The sequence below is a fragment of the Siculibacillus lacustris genome (assembly GCF_004328075.1).
Classification (GTDB): Bacteria; Pseudomonadota; Alphaproteobacteria; order Rhizobiales; family Ancalomicrobiaceae; genus Siculibacillus; species Siculibacillus lacustris.
The window spans coordinates 151,712-165,417 of the sequence record NZ_SJFN01000001.1 but is presented as its reverse complement, the minus strand read 5'-3'; the positions used below and the strand labels follow the sequence as shown (position 1 = coordinate 165,417).

At 71.4% G+C, this 13,706-nt stretch carries 12 protein-coding genes; 5 read left to right on the top strand and 7 right to left on the bottom strand.

Features of this window, described 5'->3' with window-relative positions:
• The first annotated feature begins 183 nt into the window (after positions 1-183).
• Positions 184-780 (top strand): nitroreductase family protein, encoded by a 597-nt coding sequence (locus EYW49_RS00815; protein ID WP_131304931.1) that lies wholly within the window; start codon positions 184-186, stop codon positions 778-780.
• 421 nt (positions 781-1,201) lie between these two features.
• A complete protein-coding gene (locus EYW49_RS00810; RefSeq protein WP_131304929.1) occupies positions 1,202-2,230 on the top strand; it encodes an isopenicillin N synthase family dioxygenase in 1,029 nt (342 codons plus the stop codon).
• Between the two features lie 45 nt (positions 2,231-2,275).
• Here EYW49_RS00810 and EYW49_RS00805 read toward each other — a convergent pair whose 3' ends face one another.
• Entirely contained in the window at positions 2,276-3,586 is a 1,311-nt protein-coding gene (locus EYW49_RS00805) for an O-acetylhomoserine aminocarboxypropyltransferase/cysteine synthase family protein (protein ID WP_131304927.1), read from the bottom strand.
• A gap of 1,221 nt (positions 3,587-4,807) precedes the next feature.
• Between EYW49_RS00805 and mtnB the strand changes: the two genes are divergently transcribed.
• From mtnB to mtnC, 3 genes are read left to right on the top strand one after another with little or no spacing between them, the layout of a single operon-like run.
• Entirely contained in the window at positions 4,808-5,473 is a 666-nt protein-coding gene (mtnB, locus tag EYW49_RS00800; protein WP_131304925.1) for a methylthioribulose 1-phosphate dehydratase, read from the top strand.
• Between the two features lie 34 nt (positions 5,474-5,507).
• A complete protein-coding gene (locus tag EYW49_RS00795; protein WP_131304923.1) occupies positions 5,508-6,056 on the top strand; it encodes a cupin domain-containing protein in 549 nt (182 codons plus the stop codon).
• A 42-nt stretch (positions 6,057-6,098) separates the two neighbouring features.
• Positions 6,099-6,797: an acireductone synthase gene (gene mtnC, locus EYW49_RS00790; protein ID WP_131304921.1), complete on the top strand. Its 699-nt coding sequence runs from the start codon at positions 6,099-6,101 to the stop codon at positions 6,795-6,797.
• 116 nt (positions 6,798-6,913) lie between these two features.
• Here mtnC and EYW49_RS00785 read toward each other — a convergent pair whose 3' ends face one another.
• From EYW49_RS00785 to EYW49_RS00760, 6 genes are all read right to left on the bottom strand, one after another.
• A complete protein-coding gene (locus tag EYW49_RS00785; protein ID WP_131304919.1) occupies positions 6,914-7,600 on the bottom strand; it encodes an amino acid ABC transporter permease in 687 nt (228 codons plus the stop codon).
• A complete protein-coding gene (locus tag EYW49_RS00780) occupies positions 7,597-8,271 on the bottom strand; it encodes an amino acid ABC transporter ATP-binding protein (RefSeq protein ID WP_131304917.1) in 675 nt (224 codons plus the stop codon). Before EYW49_RS00780 ends, EYW49_RS00785 begins: the two co-directional genes overlap by 4 nt.
• A gap of 29 nt (positions 8,272-8,300) precedes the next feature.
• The gene (locus EYW49_RS00775) at positions 8,301-9,122 is read right to left on the bottom strand and encodes a transporter substrate-binding domain-containing protein (RefSeq protein WP_131304915.1); all 822 of its coding nucleotides are present in this window, start codon (positions 9,120-9,122) and stop codon (positions 8,301-8,303) included.
• A 197-nt stretch (positions 9,123-9,319) separates the two neighbouring features.
• Complete coding sequence (locus tag EYW49_RS00770) at positions 9,320-11,182, bottom strand: Rid family hydrolase (protein WP_131304914.1); 1,863 nt, start codon at positions 11,180-11,182, stop codon at positions 9,320-9,322.
• On the bottom strand, positions 11,179-12,471 hold the full coding sequence (locus tag EYW49_RS00765) for an NAD(P)/FAD-dependent oxidoreductase (protein WP_165498081.1): 1,293 nt from the start codon (positions 12,469-12,471) through the stop codon (positions 11,179-11,181). The genes EYW49_RS00770 and EYW49_RS00765 overlap by 4 nt, the downstream gene beginning before the upstream one ends.
• Before the next feature lie 51 nt (positions 12,472-12,522).
• Positions 12,523-13,548 (bottom strand): ABC transporter substrate-binding protein, encoded by a 1,026-nt coding sequence (locus EYW49_RS00760; protein ID WP_165498080.1) that lies wholly within the window; start codon positions 13,546-13,548, stop codon positions 12,523-12,525.
• Positions 13,549-13,706: the final 158 nt, after the last annotated feature.

Below are 13,706 nucleotides of genomic sequence, written 5' to 3'. Positions count from 1 at the left end.
GAGCATAGTTTGTCCGTCGCCCGCCCCGATCGGCCGCTCGCCGGCCTCCCGCGGGAGGCCCGCATCTGGGATGGTGACGACACCGGCCGCGGCGCCTCCGTCGAGCACGAGGGAGGCGCCGCCGCGGCGCGGCCCGGTCGCCCTCTGCGGCCGCCGTCCGTGCATCCCACCTCAGGAGTTCCCATGTCCGCCCCCTCCGCCCGCAAGACCGATCATCCGATCCTCCCGCTGTTCGTCGAACGCTGGTCGCCCCGCGCCTTCACCGGCGAGACGATCCCCGACACCGTCCTGGCGAGCCTGTTCGAGGCGGCGCGCTGGGCGCCGTCGGCCTATAATTCGCAGCCCTGGCGCTTCGTCTGGGCCAAGGCCGGGACGCCGGAGTGGGGTCCGCTGTTCGGGCTGCTCAACGAGTTCAACCAGGGCTGGGCGCGCTCCGCCTCGGCGATCGTGCTGGTCCTGTCGAAGTCGACCTTCCGGGCGGCGCCCGATGCGCCGGAACAGGCCGCCGGCCATCACGCCTTCGACACCGGCGCCGCCTGGGTCAGCCTGGCGCTGCAGGCCCACGCGCTCGGCTGGTCGGCCCACGCCGCCGCCGGCTTCGACGCCGACCGGGCGCGAAGCGAGTTCGCCCTTCCCGCCGACGTCCACCCCCAGGCGGTGGTGGTGATCGGCCGGGCCGGCGATCCGGCGAGCCTGCCCGATGCCCTGCGGGCTCGCGAAACCCCCAACGGCCGCCGGCCGGTGACCGAAACGGCGTTCCACGGGCGCTATCCCGCCTGAACCGACGACGGCGCGCCGGCGAGTCGATTTCCGCCGCGCGCCGACCTTCCCCCGAGGGCGGGGCGACCGGGGCGATCATCCCGCCGATCGATCCCTCGACCACCTGAGCCGGCGATCCCGACAACGGCTGCGGCCGCGGTCGCATCGATCGGCGGCGGTCGACGACCTGCGGGACGATCTCGCCGGTGCGTCGACCCGGGCCGGCCGAGGGCACGGGCTCGGGCGAGGCGGTCGCTGCGCGGTCGCGATGCCGCGTGGTTCCCCGCGGCGCCGGGTTCGGCGATCCTGAGCGCGGCGATCGCCCGGAGTCTCGCCGACGCCGGGGCCTTCGCCGAACCGGAGTTCCTCCTCCCCGATCATGCCCCGTGCGGGTCGGGAGACGCCGTCCGCCCCCATCCCTCTCCGACCGGATCACCCGCCGATGACCGAAACCCTTCCCATCCTCGATCTCCGTCGCCTGTCCGGTCCGACCGACGACCGTGCCGCCTTTCTCGCCGAGCTCGGTGCCGCGGCGCGCGACGTCGGCTTCTTCTACCTCGTCGGCCACGGTGTGCCGGAAGCGCTGTCGACCGACATCCGGGTCCTGGCGCGACGCTTCTTCGCCCTGCCGGCGGCGGACAAGCGCGCCATCGACATCGTCCGCTCGCCGCATTTCCGCGGCTACACCCCGGTCGGCAACGAACACACCCGCGGTCGGCCGGATCGCCGCGAGCAGATCGATTTCGCGGTCGAGCGCCCGGCGGTCGCCCAGGACGGGACGCAGCCGGCCTGGACGCGGCTGCAGGGGCCGAACCAGTGGCCGGCGGCGCTGCCCGAGTTGCGCCCGGTGGTCGAAGCCTGGCAGAGCGCGCTGGAGGCGGTCGGCGGGCGATTGTTTTCGGCCTTCGCCGAGGCGCTGGGCCTGCCGGCGGACGCGCTGGCGCCGATCTGGGCGGAAGCGCCCAATCATCGGCTGAAGATCATCCGCTATCCCGGGCTCATCGGCGACGACGGCGATCAGGGCGTCGGGCCGCACAAGGACGGCGGGTTTCTGACCCTGCTGCTCCAGGACGTCCAGGCCGGGCTCGAGGTCGAGGCGCTCGACGGGCGCTGGATCGCCGCCCCGCCGATCCCCGGCAGTTTCGTCGTCAACATCGGCGAGTTGCTCGAACTCGCCACCGACGGCTATCTGCGCGCCACGGTGCACCGGGTGGTGTCGCCGCCGGCCGAGGTCGACCGGCTGTCGGTCGCCTTCTTCTTCGCCGCCCGGCTCGGCGTCGAAATCCCCCGCCTGACCCTGCCGCCGGACTTGGCGCGGCTGGCGCGCGGACCGGCGAGCGATCCGGCCAATCCGCTGTTCCGCGACACCGGGCTCAATCAGTTGAAGCAGCGGCTGCGCTCGCACCCGGACGTGGCGCGCGCCCATCACGCCGACCTCGCGGCGCTGTTCGAGCCGCCGCCGTCGGCGTGACGGGATCGGGCGTGGCGCCGCTTCCGGGCGCTGCGCGGGGGACGATCAGCTGCGGGCCAGCGCCCGGTCGATGTCGCGCAGGATGTCGTCGATCCTCTCGATGCCGATCGACAGGCGGACGAAGCCCGGGGTCACGCCGGCGGCGAGCTGCTCCGCCTCGCTCAACTGGGCGTGGATCGTCGAGGCCGGGTGGACCGCCAGCGAGCGGGCGTCGCCGATGTTGGCGAGATGATAGATCAGCTCCAGCGCGTCGATGAAGCGTTTGGCGGCGTCGGCCCCGTCGACGTGCTCGAAGCCGATCAGCGCGCCCCAACCGCCCTGGAGATAGGTATCGGCGCGGCGCCGCTCCTCGCCCTGCTGCAGGCCGGGAAACACCACCCGCGCCACTTTCGGATGCGCGGCGAGGTGATCGGCGACGCGGATGGCGTTCTCGTTGTGGCGGGCGATGCGCAGCGGCAAGGTCTCCAGGCCCTGGATCAGCTGGAAGGCGCTCTGGGCCGCCAGCGTGGCGCCGAAGTCGCGCAACAGCGTGGCGCGGGTCCGCAGCACATAGGCGATCGGCCCGAAGCGCTCGGCGATCTCGTTCCAGCTGCGATCGCCGTAACTCGGGTCTGGCCGGTTGATCGCCGGTTGGCGTTCGGGGAAGTCGGACCAGGGGAAGGTGCCCGAATCGATGATCGCGCCGCCGATGGTGGTGCCGTGGCCGCCGATGTACTTGGTCGCCGAATAGACCACCACGGCGGCGCCGTGATCGAAGGGGCGCACGGTGAGTGGCGTCGCGGTGTTGTCGATGATCAGCGGGATGCCGAGCGGTCGGCCGATCTCGGCGACCTCGCGGATCGGGAACACGGTGAGCTTGGGGTTGGCCAGGGCCTCGCCGAAATAGAGCCGGGTGCGGTCGTCGGTGGCGCGGCGGAAGGCGTCCGGGTCGGTGGGATCGACGAAGCGCGCCTCGATGCCGAACTGCGCCAGCCGGTAGCGGAAGAGATTGACGCTGCCGCCGTAGAGGGCGTCGGAAGTGACGATGTTGTCGCCGGCTTCGAGCAGCGCCAGCACGGCGAAGGCCACCGCCGCCTGGCCGGACCCGAGGGCGAGCGCCGCGACGCCGCCCTCCAGCGCCGCGAGGCGCCGCTCGAAGGCGTCGACGGTCGGGTTGGCGACCCGCGAATAGGTGAAGGCGATCTCCTCCAGACGGGCGACGCGCGCCGCCTTGGCGGTGCTCTCGAACTGGAACGACGTCGTCTGATAGATCGGTACCGCCACCGCGGCGGTGGCCGGGTCGCTGCGATAGCTGCCGCCGTGCAGCACCAGGGTGTCGGCGTGGAGGCGATCGGCGGTGGGGGTCTGGATGGTCATCGGGCCTCCGAGTGCGGGTGTGGCGTCGTTCGGCGGTGGCACACCGACGAGGCCGAGCGGTGGTTTCGCTGAGGTATATTAATTCTATCGAACAAATAATATTTAAACAGGCCGATCGTGCCAAACTGAACCCGTCCTCGCGAAACGACGTTCCGGTCGACGGCGGAGAACCGGCATGCGGAGCGTGGCGCAGTCCGATCGACGCCGGCGCTGACGGCGGCGCGTGACGGCGCGACGATCGGGTCGGGCTCGCAGGGGCCGAGGTCGCCGCCGTGTGCATCCGGGGCGCGGCGGCACGACCGGCCTTGCGCGTCGCCTTCGCCCACATGGATCGCCGTCTCGCCGTCATGGTCGGTCGCCTGCGGCGGGGAGCCGCGCCGGCCGAGGTGATGCGGGTCGCCGCGGCGATCGCCGCAGGTCAGGCGGTCGGGGCGAGCCCCGAGACCCCCGAGACGCGTTCGCCGGCCCGCTCGGACGGGAAAGGGTCCCACACCGCATGGTGCTGGACCGCCCGACTGTCTCAGCTCGCGAGCGAATTCGGCTGCCGGCGCACCCGCGCCTGGAAGGCGAGCCCGGTCTCGACGTGGCGGAACGGCAATTCGAGGACGGCGTCGTGCTCGACCCGGGGTCGGTCGGACGAAGTGGCTCGTGAAGGCCCGATCGACACGGAGGAACCGCGGTCCGGCGCGCGGGTGGGTGGCGACCACCGGGTGTTCGGTCTGCGGACAGACCTGCCCGGCTCCGGCTTCGAGCCCTTGGCCGCCGGTCCAGGCGAGCGCCCCGTCGAAGCGGCGGCCGAAGGCCTCGTGCCCGTCCCGCAACGGAGTCTGGTCGCAGATCGGCACCGCGAGGGTCTCGTCGATCACCCGGCGAATCTGCTCGAGGAGAGGAAATACGCAGGCCGAACAATGTCGAACCGATCTCGACCGGGTTGCGACGAACCGTTTCTTCCGATCCCGGTTCTGCGGACTCCCCGCCCGCGACCCGTTCGGTCCACTGCCGCTCGTTCTCGCCGGCGAAACGGACCGGCGGCGGTGCGCGATCCCCGAGCCGGAGCCGCGGCCGCGGCCGCGGCGGTAAAAGTCGATCCGACCGGTTTGCGAACGGTTCGCGCAATGCCGTTCCGCTTTCGGCACGACAAAGACAACGGCGGTGTCTCGCGGCGGCGGCGGTCTCGGTCGATCCTGGGGTCCCATCGACCCGTCGTCCCCGAGGTGCCGGATGAATGCCCTGTCTTCCGTCCAGCCCGCCCCGCCGGTTTCCGACGCGTCGGCGGTCGCCACCGCGGTCGCTGCCGTCGTCGCCGCCGGGCGTTCCGCCGCGCTGCGCGGCTGGGTGCCGGCGACCTCGGGCAATTTCTCGGTGCGCATCGATGCCGAGACCGTGGCTCTGACCCGCTCGGGAGTCGACAAGGGGCGGCTGACCCCCGACGACGTGCTGATCCAACCGGTCGACGCGCCGCCGGTGGCGCGGGCCTCCGCCGAGACGCCGCTGCATCTCGGCCTCTACCGCGCCCGGCCGGAGATCGGCGCGATCTTCCACACCCATTCGCCGGCGGCCTCGGTGATCGGCGCCGGCCTGCTCGCCGAAGGGGCGGTGCGGATCTCCGGTTGGGAATTGCAGAAGGCGCTCGCCTCGGTCCGGACCCACGAAGCGACCGTCGAGGTGCCGATCTTCGCCAATGATCAGGACACCGCGGCGCTGGCCGAGCGGATCGCCGAGCGGCAGGCGCAGCCGGTCGCCGGGGTCGTCGCCGCGCCGGGTTATCTCCTCGCCGGCCATGGCCTCTACGCCTGGGGCGCGACGGCGGCCGAGGCGGAGCGCCATCTCGAGGCGCTGGAAGTGTTGTTCGCCCAGATCCTCGCGCTGAAGCAATTCGCCGCGTGACCCGTCCCACCCCTCGATCGGAGAGAGCAGAGCCATGACCAGACTGGTGGTACGTGAGGCCGCCCGGCCGACGGAAATCCGCTTCGAGACCACCGATCGCGCGGCGATCGCCGCGGCGTTCGCCGACCTCGGCGCGCTCTACGAGCATTGGGAGGTCGCCGGCGATCTCCCCGCCGACGCCGATCCGTCGGTGGCGCTCGAGCTCTACGGCGAGCGGATCGGGCGGCTGAAGGAGGTCGGCGGCTACCAGGGCGCCGACGTCGTCCGCCTGCGCCCCGATCACCCGGATCGGGAGAAGCTGCGCACCGCCTTCCTGCAGGAACATACCCACGCCGACGACGAAGTGCGGTTCTTCGCCGAGGGGACCGGAGTGTTCTATCTGCACATCGACGACCAATTGATCCAGATCGACGGCGAGCAGGGCGATCTCCTGTTGGTGCCGAAGGGGGTCAAGCACTGGTTCGACGCCGGCACCGAGCCGAACTTCACGGCGGTGCGCATCTTCACCGCCGAACCGAAGTGGGAAGCGCTCTATACCGGCGACGCGATCGCGCTGGCGGTCGAGGCGGCGCTGGTCGCCTGAGCGAGGGTCGCCCGCGACATCGGCGACGACGGAGCACAGAGCATGACGCACACCCCGGATCTCGGCTTCGACGTCGCGGCGGTCCTCCTCGACATCGAAGGGACGATCGCGTCGCAGTCCTTCGTCGCCGACGTCCTCTTTCCCTATTCCGCCGCCCACTTGGCCGGCTTCGTCGCGGCCCATGCCGACGATCCGGAGGTGGCGGAGATCCTCGACGCGACGCGGGCGCTCGCCGGCCACGACGGCGATCCGGTCGCGATCCTGCGCGGCTGGATCGGCGAAGATCGCAAGGCGCCGCCGCTGAAGACCATCCAGGGCCTGATCTGGGAGAGCGGCTATCGCGGCGGGGTGTTCCGCGGCCACATCTGGGACGACGCCCGGATCGCGCTCGAGGCGTGGAACGGCGCGGGCATTCCCCTCTACGTCTACTCGTCGGGCTCGGTCTTCTGCCAGCGCCTCTATTTCCAATTCAGCACCGCCGGCGATCTCGGCCACTTGTTCTCCGGCCATTGGGACACCGAGATCGGACCGAAGATCGACCCCGAATCCTATGAGCGCATCGCCGCGGCGATCGGTGGGGATCCGGCGCGGATCCTGTTCTTCTCCGACAACCCGCGCGAGCTGATCGCCGCGCAGGCCGCAGGACTGGCGGTGGTCCACGTGGTGCGCGAGGCGACACCCCCCGACGGACGCTTCCCGGAAATCTCCGACTTCGGCGCGGTCGCCGTCCGCAAGGGCTGAGTTCGCACCGGCCGCCGGGCCGGCGACCGCAGGCCCGCGACGGTCGAACAGCCTGCCGGCGCTCGCGACCCGACGAACCGCGCGGGTACGCGGGCCATCCGAGAGCGACGCTCGTCTCAGTTCGCCCGGCGCCGGCGAAATTGGGTTTCCATCAGGCCGGCGGCCAGGGACAGGGAGCCGCACAGGCAGAAATAGACCGCGGCGAGCAGCGCGAAGACCTTGAGCGGGCGGGTCATCAGCACGGCGTTGATCTGGGTCGCCGAGAAGGTCAGCTCGGGCGCGCTGATGACGAAGGCCAGCGACGTCTCCTTCACCGTCGAATTGAGCTGGACGATCAGGCTCGGCGCCGAGGCCTGGAGGGCTTGCGGCAACACCACCCGCGACAGGATCGGCCAGCGGCGCAGCCCGAGCGAACGGGCCGCCTCGATCTGGCCGTCGGGGATCGCCTCGATGCCGGCGCGGACGATCTCCGACAGATAGCTGCTCTCGTAGATCACCAGCGCGGCGATCATCGTCGCCACCCCGCCGATCGGCCGACCGAGCAGCACCGGCGCCGCGAAATAGACCCAGAACACGAACATCAGCAGCGGAATCGCCCGGACCAGATCGACGAAGATCTGCGCTGCCCGCGCGATCCGCGGCGTCCCTTCGGTGCGCGCCACGGCGATCGCCAGGGCCAGCGGCAAGGCGAGCGCCAGCGACGTCACCGCCATGATCACGGTCATCGCCAGACCGCCGAGCGGCCCGTGCGGATACTGGCCGATCAGCAGAATCAGCCAATGATCGCTGAGGATGTCGATCATGCCGCCGCCTCGCGGGCCGGCCGGTCGGCGACCAGGCGGCCATTCGTCACCTGCCACAGGCGATCCGCCACGCCCCGGGCGAAACCGGCCTCGTGGGTGACGACGATCATCGTCGTGCCGCGGGCGGCGAGGTCGCGCAGCAAGGTCCTAACGCCGGTGACCAGTTCCGGGTCGAGGGCGCTGGTCGGCTCGTCGAGGAGCAGCACCTCCGGATCGAGGCACATCGCCCGGGCGATGGCGACGCGCTGCTGCTGGCCGCCGGACAGCGCGGCAGGCAACGATCCGGCGCGATCGGCCATGCCGACCCGGTCGAGCCAGAGCTCGGCCCGTTGCCGGGATTCGCCGCGCGAAAGGCCGCCGGCCCGGCGCAGGATCAGCGCGACGTTGTCGACCGCCGAGAGATGGCGGAACAGGTCGATCGACTGGAACACGAAGCCGACACGCCGCCGCAGCCGATCGAGCCGCAGCCGGCGCACGTCGGTGCCGTCGAGCACCACCCGGCCGCGATCGACCTCGACGAGGCGATTGACGGTGCGCAGCAAGGTCGACTTGCCGGCGCCCGAGGGCCCGCAAAGCGCGACCACTTCGCCGCGCCGCACCTCGCCGTCGACCGCCTCGAGGGCGGCGCTGCCGTCGCGCCATGTCTTGCCGACCTGCTCGAACCGGATCATCGCCGCGCCTCGTCTGGGTTCAGCCGCCGTCAGGTCTGCGGGATCGGCGCGACCTTGAAGCCGCGGGTGAGCTTGAACTCGCTGTCCTTGCCGAGCCAGCGATCGAAGATGCGGTCGAGTTCGCCCGAGGCCTCGATGGCATGGAGCGCGTCGTTGACCGCCTGGAGCAGGCGCACCTCGCCCTTGCGCACGCCGATGCCGTCGTATTCGATCATCAGCGGCTTCTCGCGCAGGATGGTGATCGCCCCCGGTTTGCCGGCGGTCTCGGCGCGGTAGCGCTCGAGCATCAGTTCTGACAGCACGATGCCGACCGTCTTGCCCTGCTGCACGGCGAGGAACGACTGCGGCACGTCTTCGAAGGTCAGCAGTTCGGAATCCGGCAGTGCCGCCTTGGCGGCGAGCGCCGAGGTCGAGGCCGACTGGGCCGAGAGCTTGCGCCCCGAGAGGGCGGCGAGGGTGCCGACGCCGGAATCGCTGCGCACCGCGACATATTGATTGGAGACCCAGTAGACGTCGGAATAGTCGACCTGGGCGGCGCGTTCCTTGGTCCAACCGAGCGTCGAGACGATGATGTCGTAGCGGTTCTGGGTCAGCTCGGGGATCCGCGCCGGCCCGGACACCAGCTTCAGCGACGGCTTGACCTTCAGTTGGGCTGCCACCGCGTTGCAGATGTCGATGTCGTAGCCGACGGTCTGACGGTCGGTCGGCGACTGGAAGCTGAAGATCGGAACGGTGCCGATGGTGCCGCAGACCAGTTCGCCCTTCGCCTTGACATCGTCGAGTTGATCGGCCGAGGCGGCGGCGGGCAGGAAGGCGAGAAACAGGGCGGCGATGGCGAGAGAGGTCTTCATGCGCGGGCATCCTCGATCCGGCCGCGGCGAAGCGGCGGTGATCTGGTTCGTCGGGAGGTCGGCCGTGGCGCCGTGCACCGACACGACGGCCGATCCTGGTTAAAGTCCGATATAGTACATTGAATAACACGACTATAGTGCGGAATTCTTTTCATCGACCGCGATCACCGGCCCGCGCATCGGGGCAGGGCCGCGCATCACGCCGCCGCGGTGACGGCGATCTCCAGACGTCCTCCCCCCTGCAGGCCGGCTTGGACGCAGGCGCGGGCCGGTTCATCGCCCGGCACGATCCAGGCGTTCCACACGGTGTTGAACACCGCGACGTCGGCGAGGTCGGTGAGCCAGATGGTGGCAGCCAGCAGGCGCGAGCGGTCGCTGCCGGCGGCGGCGAGGCGCGCGTCGATCTGGGCGAGGGCGTCGCGGACCTGTTCGGCGAGGTCGAGGGTCGGGTCGCTCGGCATCACCCCCGAAACGAACACCAGACCCGCGGCGATCGTCGCGTCGGCGCGGTGGCGCAGGCCGTCCGGGTTGATCCGGTGGATCGCCGGCGCGGGTGACGTCGGGATCGGCGTGGCCGGCGCGACCCGCTCGCCCTGCCACGCCACCGAACCGAACTGGCCGAAGGTGGTCGGGCCGCGGGTGTGCGAGGCGGCGGCGCCGGTCGTGACCCGGCCGACGAGCCGACCGTCGGCGCCGAGCCTAGCCTCGAAGGTGTGGCGGACGTAATTGTCTTCGACCCGGTGGGTCAATTCCAGCACCACCGCGCCGCCCGCCTCGTGGCCTTCGAGCGCCGCGACGCCGTCGCCGAGCCGATGCAGGCCGGTCAACCGGCCGTCGATCTGGACCAGTTCGAAATGGTGCTCGACCGGCGCATCGGCGAAGTCGATCACCACCCGCCACGATCCCGACAGCCCGCCGATCGGCGCCGCCGGTGCGACCGCGGCGACCGGCGCCGCGGCGAAGGCGCTCCGCAGCGCCCGGCCGACCAACGCTGCGCTGTCCCCATCGAGCCCGAGCGGGCTGACCAGCGTCGCATCCGCCGCGCCGCCGTAGTCGTCGAGAAGGATGCGCGGCCCGCCGGCGAGCAGGCGGTCGCGCAAGGCGGTGAAATCGAAGCCGGTGCGCTCGACCGACCAGTGGATGCGCAGGCGCGGGACGATCCCGGGGCGATCGTCGCGTTCGGTCGTGACGCCGTCGAGCCCGTCGAGGGCCGCGGCGACCGTGTCGAGGCGGGCGAGCCATTCGGCCCGTTCGGCGGCGGCGTCGCGGGCGAGCCAGGTCTCCACGGCGACCAGGGCGCCGACGATCTGCTCCTTGGCGATCTTCAGCGGTCGCCCGAAGCTCTGATGCGGCGGGCCGTTGATCCAGGCGGCGCGCACCAGCGCGGCGCGTCCGAGCAAAAGCCCGGTCGCCGAGGGGCCGCGCATCGCCTTGCCGACCGAATAGACCACCAGATCGGCGCCGCGCGCCGTCCAGCGCTCGGGGGCCTCGAGGAATTCCGAGGCGGCGTCGACCAGCACCGGGATGCCGCGCGGGCGCGTCTCGGCGAGGATGCGCTCGAGCGCCAACGCCGGCGTCTCGCGCTCGCCGAACAGCGCGACCATCACCACCCGGTGGCGGTCCAGGGCCGCGACCAGAGCGTCGCGATCGGCGAATTCGACGATCCGGCAGCCGGTCAGGCGGATCGCCTGATCATAGGCGAAGCGATGACCGGCCGGCATCAGCACCACCGCGTCGCCGGCGCCGTGGGGCAGGCGCAGCATCCGGTCGGGATCGCGGCCGGCGACGCAGGCCGCGGTGGCCAGCGTCAGCGCGGCGGCCGAGCCGGCGGTGACCAAGCCCCATTCGGCGCCGGTCAGTTCGGCGAGCCGGCGCCCGGCGGCTTCGGCGAGCTCGGTCATCAGCACGAAGCCGCCGGCGGCGTCGGACATCGCGCGGCGCACCGCTTCCGGCGGCGCGCTGTTGCCGTAGAACGAGCGATAGCCGCCGCAGTTGACGACCGGTTCGACGCCGAACCGTCGGTAGATCGCCTCGGCCGGGGAGGCGACGGGATCGGTCATGGCGCGAAACTCCCGGAAGCCGTCGGTCGGGCCGCCCGCAGGCGGCGGTCGAAGCGGCGGATGTCGAAGGGGGCGAGGTCGTGGGCCGGCGGCCGGCCGGCCACCAGATCGGCGACCGCGGCGCCGGTCAGGGCGGCGAGCGACAGCCCGGAATGGCCGTGGCCGAAGGCGAAGACCACCGACGGGTGATGGGGTGAGCGCGAGATCACCGGCAGGCTGTCGGGCAGCGACGGCCGCGGCCCCATCCACGGCACCGCGCCGCGGCCGTCGAGGCCGGGCAACAGGCGCCGGGCGAGGGGCAGCAGGCGGCGGGCGCGACGCTCGTCGGGAGCGGCGTCGACGGTGGCGAGCTCGGCGGTACCGGCGAGGCGAAGGCCGCCGGCGAGCCGGGTCATGGCGAATTTGAAGTCGCCGGAGACCACCGCGGTGTTCAGCGACACGCCCGGCTCGGGCAGCATCAGGTGATAGCCGCGCTCGGCGTCGAGCGGCACCGGGCTGCCGAGCCGTCGTGCCCAGGGCTTGGAATGGGCGCCGAGGGCGATCACCAGACGATCGAAGGGGACGTCGCCGGCCTCGGTGACCACCGCCGTCGGGCGGCCCTCGACGAAGCGCAGATCGGTCGCGGCGGCGCGCAGGATCCGGCCGCCGGCGGCGGCGAAGGCCTGGGCCACCGCCCCGACCACCACGAAGGGATCGGCGGTCTGATGGGCCGCCGGCAGATAGACGGCATGGCGGAAGATCGGCGCCAGGGCCGGCTCGAGCTCGGCGAGCTCGGCGACCGTCAGCTCCCGGACTTCGACGCCGCGGGCCCGCCGCGTCGCCATGGCGAAGTCGGCGCCGCGCCGGGCGGCGTCGGTCTCGTAGACGTGGAGTTCGCCGGCCGGCCGCACGAGATCGGCGGCGCCGGCGGCGGCGAGTACCGGGCGCCAGGCCTCATAGGCGTGGGGCACGATGGTCGCCAGCGCCCGCGAACTCGCCTCGACCTGAGCCGGCCGGGCAGCGAGCAGGAAGCGCAGCAGATAGGGCGCGAGGGTCGGCAGGTGGCGCCAGCGCACGAACAGCGGCTGGTCCGGATCGAGCAACATCCGCGGCACCGCGGCGAGCGTGCCGGGGGTGGCCACCGGCACGACGCTGGCGCTCTGGATCAGCCCGGCGTTGCCGCGCGAACAGCCGCCGCCCGGCTCCAGCCGGTCGATCAGCGTGACGGCATGGCCGTCGCGCGCGAGTTGGAAGGCGGTGCAGACCCCGACCGCGCCGGCCCCGAGGACCACGATGGTCTCAGTCGACATGGCGCTCTCCCGGGTCCTCGGCATTGCGTCGCGACGACACCATCCCGGTCCTCAACTTCCCTCTCCGTCGCGGACCGGCGCGAAGAACACCTCGCGCCAGGTGTCGAGCTTCAGCTGCATCTCGCCGATCCGGTTGAGGAAGCGCGAGGCTTCGAGCAGGCCGGCGGGGCGGGTGGCGTATTCCGCCTTGTTGGCCTCGACGATCGCCCGCACCTGATCGAGCGGCAGCGCCGACGGTTCGGCCTCGAGATAGAAGCGGGTGGTGTCGGCGGGATTTTCCAGGATGAAGGCGTTGGCGCGGTCGAGCGCGGCGATCACCGCCGGGTGGATGTCGGGGTTCTTGGCGACGAAGCTCTCGATCGAGCCGAGGAAGGCGTTGGTGGTCGAGGCATCGGCGAAATCGCGCGAGGTGGCGATGCGGTGGATGCCGTCCTGGGCCGCGACGATCTCGGCGAAGGGCGAGATGCTGACATAGACCTGGATCGCCTTGGACTTGGTCAGCGCCGGCACCGCGTCGGCATGGCCCATGACGACGATCTGGTTGTCGAAGCGGCCGGCGTTGCCTTCGCCGAAATAGACCTCGGCGGCGCGCTTCAGATAGAGCGCCTGGGCGCTCTTCGGTCCCTGCACGGCGATCTTGTCGGTCGGGCGGATGTCCTTCAGCGAGCGGATCTCGGGCACGTTGGAGAAGATCGGGAACACGCCCTTCCAATAGGCCGAGACGCCCTTGAAGCCGACGTTGGTGCGGGTCTTCTCATAGGCGTTGAGCAGCGCCTGACTGCCGAGCGTGCCGAGCTGGACGTTGCCGGAGAGGATCGCGTCGATCAGCGCCGTCGCCACGCCGAAGCGGCGCACCGAGAAGGCGACGTCGCCGATCCCGGCGTCGCGGGCGGCGGCGTCGAACAGCTGCAGCTTCTCGGCGACGATGAAGGGCAGGAACGGCAGGCCGTAGTTGGTGCCGATCTGGATCTCCCGCCGGGCGGCGATCGCCGGGGTGCCGAAGGCGGCGAGCCCGCCGATCGCCCCGGCCAGGCCGAGCACCCGTCGACGGTCGATGCCCCGTCTGGTTCCGTTCATGGTCGACGTCCTTTCGCTGCACACCGGCCGAAGGCTCGGTGAATAGTCGATATAATCACTCGTCAATTCACCGTGGCGCAGCCGCGGGGTCGCGGGAAAGCGAAAAGATTCGACCGTGATCGATCGATTTTCGGAATGATCCCGAAGCGGGGCCGGGC